The following is a 14563-nucleotide window of genomic DNA, read 5'->3' as shown; positions in this document are numbered from 1 at the left end:
GCGTCGGGGCTGTGGCGCAGCTGGTAGCGCACCTGCATGGCATGCAGGGGGTCAGGGGTTCGAGTCCCCTCAGCTCCACCAGAAGGTCGGTGTTCGGACCGGCGACGAATCACCATGGAAGGCCTGCCCCCTCCCACGCCGTGAAGGTCCCGGAGGGCCCCTCAGGTCCGAGGCGGGCGACGCGCACCACCTCACGGGCGGCCTCCTCGACGGATTCAGTTCCCTGGAACTTCACCAGGGCGGTGTTCGCAAACCCGGGCGAGACCAGGTTGACCTTGATGTCACTGCCCTCCAGCTCGACCATCATGGCCAGTGTCACGGCGTTCAGCGCGGTCTTCGAGGCGGCGTAGACGGGCTCGAAGCTCGCATGAAACGGCGAACCCGGGTCGGCCGTCAACGTCAGCGAGCCAACTGCGCTGGAGACGTTGACGATGCGCGCGTCCGACGACTCCCGCAGCAGTGGCAGCATCGCCTGACAGACCGCCAGGGCACCGAAGACGTTCACCTCCCACACCGCCCGCACCTCATCGACGGGCACCGTGCTCGCCGTCGAGACCGCGCGCAGCTCAGCCAGCTCGTTGATGTCGGTGCGGGTGGTGGAGATCGCCGCGTTGTTGACCAGCAGGTCGAGCCGACCGGCCTCCTGGCGTATCCGCCCGGCGGCCGCGACGATCGAGGCGGTGTCGGTGACGTCGAGCCGCACGGCGACAGCGCCCTCGCCGATCTCGGCCGCTGCGGTCTCACCACGATCGAGATCGCGCGCTCCGAGGAACACGGTCAGCCCATCGGCGACCAGTTCCTCGGCGACCTGCCTGCCCATTCCTTGGTTGGCTCCGGTGATCAGAGCGATGCGGTTCCTGGGCACGAGGGCCTCCCCATCCGATGCGGTACTGGTGGACGAGCGCTCGTGTCGGTGCACGGTGCGCTCTCCCGCAACTGTGCGGGACCTGCGGCTCCGGGGGAAGGCCACCTCGATCCTGGGAGTGGCAGGACCAGCCGCTGTGACGCCGCGGGAACTACCATGGCGAAACATGGCGGAACAGGCCGGCGACCAGGAGAACAGGCTCGGCGAGTACCTGCGTGCTCGACGCGAGCTGGTACGCCCGGCAACCGTCGGCCTGCCCGAGGACGCCCGACGCCGGGTCTCCGGGCTGCGCCGGGAAGAAGTCGCGATGCTCGCCGGCATCAGCTCCGACTACTACCTGCGGCTGGAGCAGGGACGCAACCGCAACCCTTCGATACAGGTCCTCGAAGCCATCGCCCGGGTGCTACAGCTCGACGCGTCCTCCTTCGAGTACGTCCTGGAGCTGAGCACCGCCAAGCCGCGAGCACGCCGCACACACCGGCGCCGCGAGACGATCACCCCGAGAATCAGAGAACTCGTCCACTCGATCAACGTGCCGGCATTCGTCGCCGGCCGGTACCTGGACGTGCTCGCGAGCAACGCACCGGCACAGGCCCTGTCCCCGCAGCTCCGGGTCGGCGAGAACCTGCTCCAGGCGGTGTTCCTCGACACGGACGAGCGAATGCACCTCGACCGACGCGAGATGGTCGCCATGTTCCGCAGGCAGATCGGCTCCGACCTCGACGATCCGCGGGTCGTGCAACTGGTCGGCGAGCTCTCGGTCGCCAGCGCTGCCTTCCGGCAGGTCTGGGCGCGTCACGACGTGCGACCTCCCAGGGGCGGACTCATCCGCATCGACCACCCACAGATCGGCCCGATGGAGCTGAACCTCTCCAAGCTCGCCATCGACGAGACCGGCGACCAGCTACTCGTCGTCTACCACCCCAGCGACGCGCACCCGCACGGCGCGGACCAACTCGCCCTGCTCGCGTCCCTGACCGCACAGGGGCGTCGCGAGGGAAGCCCGCGACCGGCAGACCAGCGATCCCGGCGGCTTCCGGGAGCGTGAGCCGCTGCCACGGACGTCCACCCGTGTGATGACGCGGGACATCGTTCACCGATGTCCCGCGTCGTCGTCCTTCCCGGCGGGTGGCCACCGCGTCACGCGGCGGGCTCCCAGGAGAAGCCGTCCGGGTCGGTGACCGTCCCGATGTCGCCGTGGATGGTGAGCCGGTGCGAGCCGGTCCCCTCCGGCGGCACCCCGGCGTCCTTGGCCAGCGCACGGTGCTTGTAGAGACCGAACCCGATCGGGCTGGATCCCATGTCGAAGTCCACGTAGGAGCCGAAGCTCTTGCTCACCTTCAGCCCGCGCTCGGCGTAGAACCGCTTGCTTGCGGACACGTCCGAGGCACCGATCAGGAGGACGATCTCGTCGAACCGCCGGGCGGCCGGGCCGGTGTCCTTCTTCGCCGACGTCGCGACCTTCCAGATGCTTCCGTCCGGCGCCCGAACCACGCCGCCGTGACCCCACATGGACTTCGCGACGGGCTTGAGCGGGGTGGCTCCTGCCGCGACCGCCGCGTCGAACAGGGCGTGGACGTTCGCCGGCTGGGGCGCGACGAGGGACAGGTGATATCCCCGGAACCCCGTCGTCGGGCTGTCGCCGGTGCGGAACCCGAGCGACGTGCCGAGACCCGAGCCGTCGAGGTCGAAAGCGGCGTCGTAGAAGGAACGTGCGGTGCTGGGGTCGGTCACCTCGAGGGTGACGGCGTCGATGTCTGCCATGCCTCTCACGTTAGGGACCGTGCGGTGCGGGGCGCTTCTCGATTCCTGACCGGCCCGTCACGCGCCGCTCCGGCGACATCGCGGCGAGCCCGTGGGACCGTGCACGCCGCATGACGCACCTGAGCACGAGACCGGCGGCGAGTGCCCAGAACGCGGCACCGACGCCCAGGACGACGACGCCGGACGCGGCGACCAGCATGGTCACGACGGCGGCTTCGCGTTCGAGGGGGTCGGAGAGCGCCGCGAGAAGAGACCCGGCGAGTGCCCCGAGCAGCGCCAGGCCTGCCGCGGCCTGCATCACGCCGTCGGGCGCGGCCTGGACGAGCGTCGTGAGCGCTCCGCTCGCGGCGCCGAGCGTGAGCATCGTGACCGCCGCGGTGACGGCGGCGATCCAGCGCCGGCGCGGATCCGGCCCGGCGTCCGGGCCGGCCGCGAGCGCCGCGGAGATGGCCGCCAGGTTGATCGCATGCCCGCCGGTGGGTGCGCCGAGGGTGGTGCCGAGGCCGGTGACGATCAGGCTCTCGCGCCAGGGCGTGCGGTAGCCGTGCGCGGTGAGGACAGCGACGTCGGGAACGTTCTGCGACGCCATCGTCACCACGTAGAGCGGAACGGAGATGGCGACGACGCCTTCGACGGTCAGGTGTGGCACGGTCCAGGTCAGCGCCGGAACCAGGTCCGGCCCGGCGACCGCGCCGCCGCCGGTGACCAGCACCACGACGAGGGCGGCGCCGAGTGCGGCGGGCACGGCCCAGCGTCGGGAGACGGGAAGCAGGAGCAGCCAGGCCAGCACGACCGGTCCGACGGCGAGCGGCGCGCTCGCGAGTGCCGTGACCGGGGCGAGGCACAGCGGTAGGAGCACTCCGGCGAGCATCCCCTGGGCCAGCGATGCCGGGATGGCTGCCACCAGGTCGCCGAGCCGTGGGATCACGGCGGTGAGGACGATGAGCAGTCCCGTGACCCCGAAGGCCGCCACCGCCGTGGACCACCCGCCCGCGACGCCGGACATGGAGGCGAGGAGGGCGGCGCCCGGAGTCGACCAGGCCACGACCACCGGGCTGCGGTGCCGCACGCTCAACCAGAGCATGGCGAGCCCCTGGGTGACGAAGAGGGTCAGCAACCCCGATGCCGCCTGCGCGGGCGAGGCGCCCACGGCCGTCAGGCCGGCCAGCACGACGACGAACGAGCTGCTGGAGCCGACGACGGCCGTGACCACTCCGGCGGTCACGGGTCCGTGGTGCGATCTGTCGCTCATCCGAGCAGTCCTCACTATCCTGTTCCGAATACGGAACACCTTATGTTCTGTATACAGAACACGGCAAGGAGGGTGGATGGGTGATCCCAGGACCGGCGCGGCAGCGAGGGTCGGGCAGCGGATCCGCGCGCTGCGGACCGCCCGCGGGATGTCGCTGACGGCGCTGGCCGCGACCGCCGGGATCGGCAAGGGCTCGCTGTCGGAGCTGGAGACCGGGCGGAGGAATCCCACCCTCGACACGCTGTACTCGGTCGCCGGACCGCTGGGCGTGCCGATGGCCGAGCTGGTGGGCGACGGCGAGTGGACGCGGCTGGACGAGAACGGGATCTCCACCACCCGGGTCCGGGTGGTGCGCGAGGAGTCGCGGGTGACCGAGGTCTACCTGATCCGGCTCGCGCCCGGTGCGGTACGCCGCTCCCCCGCCCACGCCGCCGGCGCGGTCGAACGACTCGTCGTGCTGACCGGGAGCGGCACGGTCGCGTACGGCGGTCAGCGGTCCGAGCTCGCCGGGGGTGACTGCGTCGAGTTCCCGGCAGACCAGCCGCACTCGTACACGGGCAGCCCCGACGGCGGTTTCGAGGCGGTCGACGTCATCGTGACGCCACGAGCCTGACTCGTGCGGGGTTGCGGCCTCCGCACGTGACCCACACCGGGAGGTCCTCTCGCACCCGACAACTCAGATCGTGTCGTCACACCGACTCGACCGGGCATCACACCTGGAACGTCCCACGCGACGGTCGCCGGCCCGCCCTGATGCCGTTGAGGATCACGACGACCTCCGCGACCTCGTGCACCAGCACCACACCCGCCAGCCCGAGAGCGCCGGAGAGGGCGAGCGGGAACAGCCCGATGATGATGGCCAGCGCCAGCGCGATGTTGGCCGTCATGATGCGTCGCCCTCGCCTCGCGTGGGCGAGGGCGGCGGGGAGGAGACGGAGGTCGTGGCCGTTGAAGGCGATGTCGGCGGACTCCAGCGCCGCCGCCGAGCCACGTGCACCCATCGCGATCCCGACCGTCGCGGTCGCGAGCGCCGGGGCGTCGTTGATGCCGTCACCGACCATCGCCACGGGCCGGGTCGCGGCGAGGGCCGTGACCGCGTTCGCCTTGTCTGCGGGCCGTTGCTCCGCGCGGACGTCACGGATCCCGGCCTCCGCGGCGAGGGCGTGCGCGGTGGGTGCCGTGTCGCCGGTGAGCATGACGACGTCGACGCCCTGGTCCCGGAGCATCCGGACGGTCGCGGCAGCCTCTGGACGCAGCTCGTCGCGGACTCCGACCAGTCCGGCGACCTGGCCGTCCACCTCGACGACGACGGCGGTCACACCCGCCGCGGCCAGATGGTCGGCGTCGTCGCGCAGGTGGCCCGGATCGATCCACCGGGGGCTGCCGACTCGCACGGTGCGCTCACCGACACGCCCGGTGAGTCCGTTGCCGGCGTCCTCGACGACGTCCGCGGCAGGCCCGGCACCGGGAACCTCGGCGGTGATGGCGGAGGCGAGCGGGTGAGCGCTGCCCGACTCGACGGCGGCGGCCAGGGCGAGCAGCTCGTCCCGGGTGCCGGAACCGGCGGTTCGCACGTCGACGACGGCCGGCCGGCCCTCGGTGAGGGTGCCGGTCTTGTCGAAGGCCACCGTGCGGACGGTGCCGAACCGTTCGAACGCGGCGCCGGACCTGATGACGACGCCGAACCGGGACGCGGAGCCGATCGCGCTGATCACGGTGACGGGTACGGCGATGGCCAGGGCACACGGCGACGCGGCGACCAGCACGACCAGGGAGCGCTCGACCCATGTCCACGGGTCCCCGGTGATCAGACCGAACGCGGCGACCAGGGCGGCGGCGACCAGCACCGCCGGCACGAGCGGCCGGGCGATCCGGTCCGCGAGGCGGGCCCGTTCGCCCTTGCGGGCGTGCGCCTGTTCCACGAGTGCGACGATCCGCGTCAGCGAGTTGTCCCGTCCGTCCGCGGTGGCCTCGACCAGAAGACTTCCGGGCCCGTTCACCACGCCGGCGGGTACGGCGTCGCCGGGACCGACCGCGACCGGGATCGCCTCGCCGGTCACCGCGGACGTGTCGATGCTGGAGCGCCCTTCGACGACGACGCCGTCGGTGACGACGCGTTCCCCGGCACCGACGCGGAGCAGGTCGAGCGTGCGGATTCCGGCGACCGGGACGGTGACGTCCCCGCTCAGCCGGGAGACGCGCGCGGTTTCCGGGATCAGGGACAACAGGGCGCGGAGCCCTTCGCGGGCACGGTCCATGGCGCGGTCCTCCAGCGTCTCCGCCAGAGAGAAGAGGAACGCGAGCGCCGCGGCCTCCCCGACGTGGCCGAGCAGGACGGCGCCGGCAGCCGCGATCGTCATCAGCAGGCCCACGCCGAGCCGCCCGCGCATCAGCCGGCGCACCGCGCCCGGCACGAACGTCCAGGCGCCCGCGAGCAACGCCATCCCGTGCGCGACGAGTGCCGGGAGGGACGCGCCGGACCACTCGAGTCCCAGTCCGGCGGCGAGGAATACCCCGGAGAGCGCCGAGGGCGCCAGCGCCGGGTCGCGCCACCACGGCGGGCGCACCTCCGGCTCGGGGCCGGACCCCGCCTCGGGACCGCACCCCGCCTCGGGGTCGGGACCGCAGCACGCATCCGCGGTGCCCTCCACCTCCGGTCGCGGCGGGGCGGCGCCGCAGCAGTCGTGGCCGGCCGGCCGCACGGACCTCGTGGTGAGCCCCGGTACGGCCCGCGTGCCGGGGCGGCCGTCGTCGGATCCGCAGCAGTGCTCCGTCATGACGCCCTCTGCGCGCCGGGAGCGCAGCATCCCGGCACGGTGCACCGCGGGTCGAGGCACGGCGCGTCCTGGTCGACCGCGAGCGTCACGTCCACCACCGCGGTGAGTGCGGCGGTGAGGTGCGGATCGGCGATCTCGTACCGGGTCTGCCGCCCCTCCGGCTCGGCCACCACGATCCCGCAGCCGCGGAGGCACGCCAGGTGGTTGGACACGTTCGTCCGCGTCAGGCCCAGCTCACGGGCGAGCTGGGCCGGGTACCCGGGGCTCTCCAGGAGCGACAGGAGGATCCTGGAACGAGTTGGGTCCGCCATCGCCCGGCCCAGCCGGTTCATCACGTCCACCCGGGAAGCAATAGTCAGCATGCGCTGACTATACAGCGAACAGTGACCTATTGAGAGCGAGGTGCTCAGAAGTCCGGTCGACCGGCGCACGACGACGCCCGCACCTCACGGACGCTCCATCCGCGGGAATCCCGTCCAGCGCAGTTCGGCCGGCAGGTGCGTCATGTCGTTGAACATGACCATGCTCGGCGGAAGACCCGGACGGTACTCGATGACGGTCAGCCCCGTGTTCGCGCTGCTGAGGCCGAGCCACCGGGCCGGCGGTGCGGACAACGCGTCGCGGATGAGCCACGCGATCGGGTAGGCATGCGTGACCAGCACCTCGTGGACGTCGCGGCCCCGGTCAGGCGCGGTGGCGAACCGCGCGGTCAGGTGGCGGGCGGTCCGGTTTCCCTCGGCCGCCTCGCGGGCATCGCCACCGTCGAAGAACGGCTTCCAGGGCTGAGGCAGCTCATCGGGCGGCGGCACGTACGGGACATGGTCGACGAGCTCGCCGGCCTCCCCGACCGGCGTGCCTGCGCGGAGCTGCGCCGCGAGTTCTCGTGCGCTGATCCGCGCACGTGGCAACGGCGAGTGCCAGACGCCGTCGATCGGCAGGTGAGCCAGGCGCCGGCCGAGAAGCCTCGCCTGTTCGCGCCCGGCGTCGGTGAGCTCACCGAACGGGTCGGCCGCGCCGTGCCGCGCGATGTAGAGGTATCTCGTCGCCATGGGTCACCGCAGGACTCGCGCCCTGCCCGCTCCCTTCCGTCACAGAGGACTTCGTCGTCACGCGTCGCGGTCGCGCGTCTCGCGCAGCGACGCCCCCTCGGATGCGAGACTCACCGTGCCCGCGGTGCCGTCGAGAGTGACGCGAGCGCCGTCACGGATGTCGGCGGTGGCGCGGGGGACTCCGAGCACCGCCGGGATCCCGTGTTCACGCGCGACGATCGCGGCGTGGGACAGCACTCCCCCGGTCTCCGTGACGACCCCACCGGCGACACCGAACACCGGCGTCCACGCCGGCTCCGTGTCACGACAGACCACGATGTCCCCACGCACCACACGTGTGAGTTCGTCCGGACCGTGCAGCACGCGAGCGACCCCGCTCACGGAGCCCGACGCACCCGGCACACCGGTCAGGACCGCGCCGTCCACCGGCGGCCTCACGGGCCGCAGCGGAGGAAGCGGCACCGTGATCGGCCTCGCCTGCAGGATCCACAGCCTGCCGCCCGCGAGCGCCCACTCGACGTCCTGGGGACGCCCGAGGATCGACGCCACCCGGCCGCCGAGGGCCGCCAGCGCGCCGGCCGTGGCGTCGTCCAGCACGGGCTGCGCCCGCTCCCGGACGGGAACGGCACGAACGCTCAGGCCGCCGTCGGGGGCGCCGGTGCCGGGCGTGCGGTCCACGCGGCTGGCCTTGTCCCCGACGGTCCGCCGGACCTTCCCGTCCGGGAGGACCTCGTAGACGTCGGGAGCGACGACCCCTCCCACCACGTGGAGGCCGAGCCCCCACGAGGCTTCGACACGGGTCGCACCGCCCGGTGCGGACGGGGTGAACATCACGCCCGCGACGTCGGCGTCGACCAGCCGCTGGACGAGTACCGCCACATCCGTGACGTCCGGTGTGCCGGAATCCGCCGCCACGACGACGCGGTCCCCGCCGGGAGTCGGGAACCCGTATGCCCGTCCTCGTGCGTCCGGCGCCGCGGCGGTGGCCCGGCCGTCGACCTGACGCCAGTAGTCGGCGACGCGACGGGAGCGCGCCGACGCCCAGCAGGTGCGGACCGCGTCCGAGACCGCGGACGGCCCCCGGACGGCGATCACGCTCTCGTACTGGCCGGCCGCGGACGCGGCCGCCGTGTCCTCACGCACGGCCGAGGAACGCACCGCCACCACCGGGTCTCCCATGGCCGCGAGCCTCCGGGCGAGCTCCTCCCGCAACTCGGGCGACACCCGGGGCGAGCCGTCAGCGGTGCACTCGACGGCATCCCGGTGTGCGGTGAGCGGCACGACGAAGCCGTCGGGCACCGGCAGCCCCTCTCGCAGCAGCACCGCCAGCGGCGCCGCTTTCCCGCCGCACGTGTCGGCGGTCGCGTGCGCGAGCGGTAGGACCATCGGCCGTGGAGCGTTCGCTCGTGGAACCATCGCCGGATCATCCCTCCATCCATCAACATTCCGTTGACAACATTGTGTTGATTCTGGAGGATGGCCGCATGGAACGCAAGCAGGACCTCGATGACACCGCGGCCGCGGATCACGCTCGCGCCGTCCGCGAACAGCGCGCTCAGGAGCGCCTCCTCGCCCTCGGGGCCGCCGAGGCGGGACCACGCCCGTGGCGGCCCGCGCCACTGCCCCCGACGGCCGTCGACCTCGGTCAGTTCGCACTCTGGCGCTCCGCCGAACTGAGCGACGACGACCTCCTCGCCGCACTGACACTGCTGCCCGCCGCCCGCGCCGAGGTCGAAGGACTGGAGACCGGACTGCTCTTCACCGCCCGGAACGCCGGGCTCACGTGGGCGCAGATCGCCGAGGCGATGGGATTCCGTTCGCCCCAGGCATGCCAGCAGCACTTCACGCGACTCGCCGCCCGGACACGGTGAGGACTCCATGACGCACCCCTCACCGACCCCGCTGCGAGTGCTCCACGCCGTGCGTCTGCTCGGCTACGCCGACGGCGCGGACATCGCCCACCAGGCCGCCGCCGGGCTCGACGAGACCGTCGCGACGCTACGCGAGGCGGACCGTCGCGGCTGGGTACGGCTCACGGCGTTCGCCGGCGACGAGGGCTGGTCCCTGACCGACACGGGCAGGGCGGAGAACGAGCGCCTGCTTGCCGTGGAACGAGGGGCGGCGGATCCGAGCAACGAGATCGCCGTCGTCCACCGCGAGTTCCTTCCGCTCAACGCACGTCTGCTGCGTGCGGTCACCGACTGGCAGCTCAAGCCCGCCGGCGGCGACCGGCTCGCGCCGAACGATCACGACGATCCCTCCTGGGACCACCGGGTGCTCGACGAACTGGGCTCGCTCGGTGACTCCCTCACCCCGCTGATCGGCCGGCTCGCCGCCGTACTCACGCGGTTCGGCGGCTACGACTCCCGGTTCCGCTCCGCCCTCGACCGCGCACGGGCAGGACGCCACGGCTGGGTCGACGGGACCGGCGTCGACTCCTGCCACCGGGTCTGGTTCCAGCTCCACGAGGACCTCGTCGCCACCCTCGGCGTCGACCGTGGGGTTCCCGGGTAGCGCGCCGGGGGAAGTCAGGTCTGCGGCTCCCACCGACCCACGACCAGGGCTCTCACGCGGCGCCGTCGACGCCGGTGTCAGCCGGCCGACCGGTCGTCCAGGAATGCCGTGATCAGTTCCGTGATCTCGTCCGGACGTTCCAGACTCGGCAGGTGACCCGCCCAGCCGAGCTGGACATGGCGGGCGCCGTCGATCCGCGCGACGACGTGCCCGGCCACCTCACGGAAGTGGTCCAGGTCCTGACCGCCCGAGACGACGAGCGTCCGCGCGGTGACGCGTGCCAGGTCGGTGTCCGGACCAGGCAGCTGGTTCACCGTGTCACCGACGCCGAGCTGCACCTCGAACGCATGGCGCTGCATGGTGCGCACGAGTTCGCGGGCCTCCTCCGCGGCCTCGGGCCCTACCCAGGTGGCCACGTTCAGTTCGGTGGCGCCCTCGATGTCGTCGGCCGACAGGAGGACGTCCTCGCGCCGCGCGAAACGCTCGAGCGAACGCGTGGCCGGCAACGGATACGCGGGGTTGAGCAGCACGAGCCGGTCGACGAGCTCGGGCCACCCCGAGGCGACCTGCAGGGCCACGTGCCCGCCCGCCGAGGACCCGATGATCGTGACCGGAGCCTTCAGCGTCTGCAGGAGCCGCCGCACGTCGTCGGCGTCGCTGTACGGTTCGCCCGTGAGCGGCGTGTCGCCGTAGCCGCGCAGGTCGCACGTCGTCACGCGATGGTGCTCGGCGAGCGCCGTCCGCTGGGGGCCCCACATCCGCGAGTCGGCCACGCCCGCATGCAGCAGCAGGACATCAGGCCCGGAACCTGTCGTGTCATGAGTGAGATGCATCGGCTGACGGTAGTCCCGGCACGTCGGCCCCGGCCACCCGCCGGCCCGTGCGGAAGCGCGGGGCTCCCCTCAGGCTCCCGGCTGCCTGCCAGGCAGCAGCCGGTCGAGCGCCGCCGAGAGTTCGATCGAGTCGCCGTCCTTGCCACCGGCACCGAGCACCAGCGGAGGGCGCTTCCGTTCCGGACGCACGCCGCGCAGGCGGTCGAGCAGCGTCAGCGGCGCGGTCAGCACGTAGAAGCCGCCGTCGTCGGACACCGCTGCGGTACGGTCCGTCCGCAGGTACCAGCCTCGCAGCGGTGTGCGGGCGGTCCCCCGCCCGCCGTACCCACGGACCACGAGGGGCTCGGGCGGCAGGCCCGCACCGCGGGCCGCCTCGACGAACGTGGCGAGCATCGCCTCGGCGCGTGCGTGCTCGGCGTCCTGGCGCTCACGCAGCCGCTCGGCCTGCAGGCGCGCGGCCTCGGTGCGCTGCTCCGCCCACGAACTGCCCATGGCCCCTCCTCACGATGTTCGGCCACTCATCGGCACCGGTCGTGCCCGGTCACTCGCCCGAGACGTCCGGCTCCAGGTTCCAGTCCGGACCCGCCACCCAGTGGTCGAGCGGATAACCAGCGCCCACGTTGTGCGCCACCAGCCGCCACCCGGGCCGGCCCTGCGGGTCGGCGGCGTGCAGGTGCGACCAGTGCACGTTGTGCAGGCCGCTGATGCCTCGCCAGGTGACGGGATCCTGGCCCAGCAGGAGCGTGAGCGTCAGCGTGATCGCGGCGCCGTGCGACACCACGACGAGCGTGTCCTGGGCGCCCAGGCCGGCCGCGTGCTCCAGGACCCCGGCGGTCATCCGCTCGGCGACCGTCGCCCGGGACTCCGCGCCGGCCCGCACGGGCTCCGCACCGGCTCGCCACTCGGCGTGCTCGGCGGGCCACCGCGCGGCGATCTCCTCGCTGTTCAGGCCCTCCCACTCGCCGAACGAGCGCTCGCGCATCCGCTCGTCCCGCTCGACGTCCACGCCCACCAGCTTCGCGTACGCGGTCGCCGTGTCGAAGGCACGCTGCAGGTCGCTCGCCACCACCTTCGTCGCCGTGTGCGACGACGCGAGGGCGTTCGCCCCTTGCTCGGCCTGCCAGCGCCCGACGTCGTCCAGCGGGATGTCGACCTGTCCCTGCAGACGTTTGGTGTGGTTGTAGGCGGTCCGGCCGTGACGGAGGAGGACGATGGTGCCCGCCGTCACGGGCGGGGCCCGGGGTCGAGGTGGATGGCGGCGTCCGTGTCGCCGCCGCCGAACTCGGCCGTGTCGCCGCCGCCACGGGCGTCCTCGGGGAGCTCGATCTCCGGGCAGTCCTTCCACAGGCGCTCGAGCGCGTAGTAGACGCGGTCCTCGGCATGCTGCACGTGTACGACGACGTCGCCGAAGTCCAGCAGCACCCAGCGGGCCTCCGAGAGCCCCTCTCGGCGGATCGCCTTGGAGCCGGCCTTGTACATGGCCTCCTCGACCGCATCGACGATCGCCGACACCTGGCGTTCATTCGTGCCCGACGCGATGAGAAAGATGTCGGTGAGCACGAGCTGCTCGCTCACGTCGAGGGCGATGATCTCCTGCGCCTTGCGGTCGCTCGCCGCCCGGGCCGCCACGACGGCCAGCTCACGGGCGCGCTCGGTCGCCGTCATGCGAGTCCCGCCCCGGGGAGCACGGACGCGATCAACCGGGCCGCCTGGTCCGCGCTGTAGGAGGGGTCTTCCTCCAGCACGAGCTTCCAGATGAGCAGACCCAGGACGAACGCCACCACCACGAGGATCACGTAGTGCAACCAGGTGTACGAAGGACCCGGGTCCTCCTCCGTCTCGTCCCAGTCCTCCTCGGGACCGTGGCCGCTCCGGCCGGCCTGCTGCCGGCCGCCCCCCACCATCGCGTCGAAGCCATGGTTGGGCTCGCCGGGCCCACCCGCACCCGGGGGCGGCATGCCGGGTGGACCGCCGGGGGCGCCCCCGGCCGGCGGGAAGGGCGACGACCCGGGAGCACCTCCGGGCCCCGGTACGCCGCCGGGACCGGGAGCGGGAGCGTTCCTGCCCCAGGGCACACCCGTGGCGGCGACCTGGGTGACGTCCGCCCGCGCCGGGTTCGGCCCACGGTCCGCGAAGGGTGAGCCGGGACCGGCAGGAGGTGCGCTCTGACCACCCTGACCGGGCGGCGAGCCGGGCACGGCCTGCCCGGGAGCTCCGCCCGACGCCGGAGCGCCCCAGGGCGAAGCGGCCTGCGGCGCCCGGCGCACGGTCTCGTCGGAGAAGTCGTCCGGAGCACCCGGTGCTGCCGGGGGCGGTGAGCCGTGCGTGCGAGGCGCGAACGGGTTCTGGGGACCGGTCGGACCACCGGCCGGATCGCCCGGAGCACCAGGCCGTCCGCCGAACGGGCTGTGAGGCGTCGCCGCGCCGCCGGCGGGACCCGCCGGAGCACCGGAACGGCTCGGGAACGGGCTCTGCGGACCGCTGGGGCCGCCGGCCGGATCGACGGGGACGCCGGCGCGTCCGCCGAAGGGGTTCTGCGGACCGGTCGGGCCACCCCCGGGGTCCGCCGGTGCGCCGGTGCGGCCCGGGAACGGGGACGGGGCGCCGCCTGCGGGAGCCGCGCCACCACGGGACGGCGGGAACGCGGTGGGGGCGTCGGCACCCGGCGCGCCACCTTGCTGCTGCACGGGCGTCAGCCGACCCGTGGCGTCCACTCCGCGGGTGCCGGACGCCTGCGGGGGCCGCGCGACGGGGGGCGGTTGCGGCGGAAAGCCTCCGGCCTGCGGCCCGGTGCCGCGCTGCGGGGGGCCACCCGGGGACTGTCCCCCGCCCTCCGCGGCGGCTCGCGCCGCGGCCTCTCTCTCGCGGATCTCGCGCCGCGTCAGAGGCCGGCCATTGTTGTCACTCATCCTGAAGACCTCGATACAGTCCGTGCTTCGCGATGTACTGGACCACGCCGTCCGGCACCAGGTACCACACCGGCAGCCCGGCACCCGCACGCCGACGACAGTCGGACGACGAGATCGCGAGCGCCGGGACCTCCAACGTCGTCACCCCGTCCGTGGGCAGCCCTTCCACGGTCAAGCGATGCCCCGGGCGGGTGACCGCCACGAAGTGTGCCATGTCCCAGAGCTTCTCGGCATCTTTCCACGTAAGGATCTGCTGGATCGCGTCGGCGCCGGTGATGAAGTGGAGGTCGGCGTCGGGGCGCTCCAGCCGGAGGTCGCGCAGGGTGTCCACGGTGTACGTGGTCCCAGGGCGGTCGATGTCCACCCGGCTCACCGTGAACTGCGGGTTGGACGCCGTGGCGATCACCGTCATGAGGTAGCGGTGCTCGGGTTCCGTGACGTGCTGATGATGCTTGAGCCAGGGCCTGCCCGTGGGAACGAAGATCACCTCGTCCAGGTCGAGCCGGGCCGCCGCCTCACTTGCCGCCACCAGGTGGCCGTGGTGGATGGGATCGAAGGTCCCACCCATCACGCCGATACGGGGCCGCTGAGCTGTCACTG

At 72.8% G+C, this 14563-nt stretch carries 17 protein-coding genes and 1 tRNA gene; 5 read left to right on the top strand and 13 right to left on the bottom strand.

All coding sequences use genetic code 11. From position 1 onward, the window contains the following. Nucleotides 1-5: 5 nt before the first annotated feature. Nucleotides 6-81: transfer RNA gene (locus tag J0911_RS01390), tRNA-Ala, on the top strand. 28 nt (nucleotides 82-109) lie between these two features. On the opposite strand, the gene J0911_RS01385 is transcribed toward J0911_RS01390, so the two are convergent. Beyond that, a complete protein-coding gene (locus J0911_RS01385; RefSeq protein WP_207273595.1) occupies nucleotides 110-865 on the bottom strand; it encodes an SDR family NAD(P)-dependent oxidoreductase in 756 nt (251 codons plus the stop codon). A 166-nt stretch (nucleotides 866-1031) separates the two neighbouring features. Here J0911_RS01385 and J0911_RS01380 point away from each other — a divergent pair, with 166 nt between their 5' ends. Then, nucleotides 1032-1913 carry a helix-turn-helix domain-containing protein gene (locus tag J0911_RS01380; protein WP_207273594.1) on the top strand — a complete coding sequence of 294 codons (882 nt, stop codon included), beginning with the start codon at nucleotides 1032-1034 and terminating at the stop codon, nucleotides 1911-1913. 92 nt (nucleotides 1914-2005) lie between these two features. On the opposite strand, the gene J0911_RS01375 is transcribed toward J0911_RS01380, so the two are convergent. Beyond that, entirely contained in the window at nucleotides 2006-2629 is a 624-nt protein-coding gene (locus J0911_RS01375) for a VOC family protein (protein WP_207273593.1), read from the bottom strand. A gap of 10 nt (nucleotides 2630-2639) precedes the next feature. After that, nucleotides 2640-3881: a benzoate/H(+) symporter BenE family transporter gene (locus J0911_RS01370; protein ID WP_207273592.1), complete on the bottom strand. Its 1242-nt coding sequence runs from the start codon at nucleotides 3879-3881 to the stop codon at nucleotides 2640-2642. Between the two features lie 76 nt (nucleotides 3882-3957). Between J0911_RS01370 and J0911_RS01365 the strand changes: the two genes are divergently transcribed. Continuing rightward, a complete protein-coding gene (locus tag J0911_RS01365; protein ID WP_207273591.1) occupies nucleotides 3958-4494 on the top strand; it encodes a helix-turn-helix domain-containing protein in 537 nt (178 codons plus the stop codon). A 97-nt stretch (nucleotides 4495-4591) separates the two neighbouring features. Here J0911_RS01365 and J0911_RS01360 read toward each other — a convergent pair whose 3' ends face one another. The 4 genes from J0911_RS01360 to J0911_RS01345 form a co-directional block, all read right to left on the bottom strand. Then, nucleotides 4592-6448 carry a heavy metal translocating P-type ATPase gene (locus J0911_RS01360; RefSeq protein ID WP_307864855.1) on the bottom strand — a complete coding sequence of 619 codons (1857 nt, stop codon included), beginning with the start codon at nucleotides 6446-6448 and terminating at the stop codon, nucleotides 4592-4594. Nucleotides 6449-6654: 206 nt separating this feature from the next. Next, on the bottom strand, nucleotides 6655-7020 hold the full coding sequence (gene cmtR / locus J0911_RS01355) for a Cd(II)/Pb(II)-sensing metalloregulatory transcriptional regulator CmtR (protein WP_207273590.1): 366 nt from the start codon (nucleotides 7018-7020) through the stop codon (nucleotides 6655-6657). An 84-nt stretch (nucleotides 7021-7104) separates the two neighbouring features. Continuing rightward, complete coding sequence (locus J0911_RS01350) at nucleotides 7105-7707, bottom strand: histidine phosphatase family protein (protein ID WP_207273589.1); 603 nt, start codon at nucleotides 7705-7707, stop codon at nucleotides 7105-7107. A gap of 57 nt (nucleotides 7708-7764) precedes the next feature. Next, complete coding sequence (locus J0911_RS01345; protein ID WP_242636090.1) at nucleotides 7765-9123, bottom strand: PEP/pyruvate-binding domain-containing protein; 1359 nt, start codon at nucleotides 9121-9123, stop codon at nucleotides 7765-7767. A gap of 68 nt (nucleotides 9124-9191) precedes the next feature. On the opposite strand from J0911_RS01345, the gene J0911_RS01340 reads away from it, so the two are divergent. Continuing rightward, on the top strand, nucleotides 9192-9578 hold the full coding sequence (locus J0911_RS01340; protein WP_207273588.1) for an SANT/Myb-like DNA-binding domain-containing protein: 387 nt from the start codon (nucleotides 9192-9194) through the stop codon (nucleotides 9576-9578). 7 nt (nucleotides 9579-9585) lie between these two features. Next, nucleotides 9586-10221 carry a transcriptional regulator gene (locus J0911_RS01335; protein ID WP_207273587.1) on the top strand — a complete coding sequence of 212 codons (636 nt, stop codon included), beginning with the start codon at nucleotides 9586-9588 and terminating at the stop codon, nucleotides 10219-10221. 77 nt (nucleotides 10222-10298) lie between these two features. Here the strand turns inward: J0911_RS01335 and J0911_RS01330 are convergent, their stop codons facing one another. The 6 genes from J0911_RS01330 to nadD all read right to left on the bottom strand — a co-directional run bounded on the left by J0911_RS01330 (nucleotide 10299) and on the right by nadD (nucleotide 14561). Next, complete coding sequence (locus J0911_RS01330) at nucleotides 10299-11054, bottom strand: alpha/beta fold hydrolase (RefSeq protein ID WP_207273586.1); 756 nt, start codon at nucleotides 11052-11054, stop codon at nucleotides 10299-10301. A gap of 69 nt (nucleotides 11055-11123) precedes the next feature. Continuing rightward, entirely contained in the window at nucleotides 11124-11546 is a 423-nt protein-coding gene (locus J0911_RS01325; protein ID WP_207273585.1) for a hypothetical protein, read from the bottom strand. Between the two features lie 49 nt (nucleotides 11547-11595). After that, nucleotides 11596-12282, bottom strand: a complete 687-nt coding sequence (locus tag J0911_RS01320) for a histidine phosphatase family protein (protein WP_207273584.1) — start codon at nucleotides 12280-12282, stop codon at nucleotides 11596-11598. After that, complete coding sequence (gene rsfS, locus J0911_RS01315; RefSeq protein ID WP_207273583.1) at nucleotides 12279-12719, bottom strand: ribosome silencing factor; 441 nt, start codon at nucleotides 12717-12719, stop codon at nucleotides 12279-12281. The genes J0911_RS01320 and rsfS overlap by 4 nt, the downstream gene beginning before the upstream one ends. After that, complete coding sequence (locus tag J0911_RS01310) at nucleotides 12716-13963, bottom strand: hypothetical protein (protein WP_207273582.1); 1248 nt, start codon at nucleotides 13961-13963, stop codon at nucleotides 12716-12718. The genes rsfS and J0911_RS01310 overlap by 4 nt, the downstream gene beginning before the upstream one ends. Continuing rightward, the gene (nadD, locus tag J0911_RS01305; protein ID WP_207273581.1) at nucleotides 13956-14561 is read right to left on the bottom strand and encodes a nicotinate-nucleotide adenylyltransferase; all 606 of its coding nucleotides are present in this window, start codon (nucleotides 14559-14561) and stop codon (nucleotides 13956-13958) included. Before nadD ends, J0911_RS01310 begins: the two co-directional genes overlap by 8 nt. Between the last annotated feature and the right edge of the window lie 2 nt (nucleotides 14562-14563).

The organism is Myceligenerans salitolerans, assembly GCF_017349295.1.
Classification (GTDB): domain Bacteria; phylum Actinomycetota; class Actinomycetes; order Actinomycetales; family Cellulomonadaceae; genus Myceligenerans; species Myceligenerans salitolerans.
The sequence above is the reverse complement of the archived record's forward strand: the minus strand, read 5'-3'. Positions and strand labels throughout refer to the sequence as shown.

Bases quoted from the DNA above. Each gene is read 5' to 3' on its own strand.
- J0911_RS01380 (WP_207273594.1), top strand. From the start codon at position 1,032: ATGGCGGAACAGGCCGGCGACCAGGAGAACAGGCTCGGCGAGTACCTG.
- J0911_RS01375 (WP_207273593.1), bottom strand. From the start codon at position 2,629: ATGGCAGACATCGACGCCGTCACCCTCGAGGTGACCGACCCCAGCACC.
- J0911_RS01370 (WP_207273592.1), bottom strand. From the start codon at position 3,881: ATGAGCGACAGATCGCACCACGGACCCGTGACCGCCGGAGTGGTCACG.
- J0911_RS01365 (WP_207273591.1), top strand. From the start codon at position 3,958: ATGGGTGATCCCAGGACCGGCGCGGCAGCGAGGGTCGGGCAGCGGATC.
- cmtR (WP_207273590.1), bottom strand. From the start codon at position 7,020: ATGCTGACTATTGCTTCCCGGGTGGACGTGATGAACCGGCTGGGCCGG.
- J0911_RS01350 (WP_207273589.1), bottom strand. From the start codon at position 7,707: ATGGCGACGAGATACCTCTACATCGCGCGGCACGGCGCGGCCGACCCG.
- J0911_RS01345 (WP_242636090.1), bottom strand. From the start codon at position 9,123: ATGGTTCCACGAGCGAACGCTCCACGGCCGATGGTCCTACCGCTCGCG.
- J0911_RS01340 (WP_207273588.1), top strand. From the start codon at position 9,192: ATGGAACGCAAGCAGGACCTCGATGACACCGCGGCCGCGGATCACGCT.
- J0911_RS01335 (WP_207273587.1), top strand. From the start codon at position 9,586: ATGACGCACCCCTCACCGACCCCGCTGCGAGTGCTCCACGCCGTGCGT.
- J0911_RS01330 (WP_207273586.1), bottom strand. From the start codon at position 11,054: ATGCATCTCACTCATGACACGACAGGTTCCGGGCCTGATGTCCTGCTG.
- J0911_RS01325 (WP_207273585.1), bottom strand. From the start codon at position 11,546: ATGGGCAGTTCGTGGGCGGAGCAGCGCACCGAGGCCGCGCGCCTGCAG.
- rsfS (WP_207273583.1), bottom strand. From the start codon at position 12,719: ATGACGGCGACCGAGCGCGCCCGTGAGCTGGCCGTCGTGGCGGCCCGG.
- J0911_RS01310 (WP_207273582.1), bottom strand. From the start codon at position 13,963: ATGAGTGACAACAATGGCCGGCCTCTGACGCGGCGCGAGATCCGCGAG.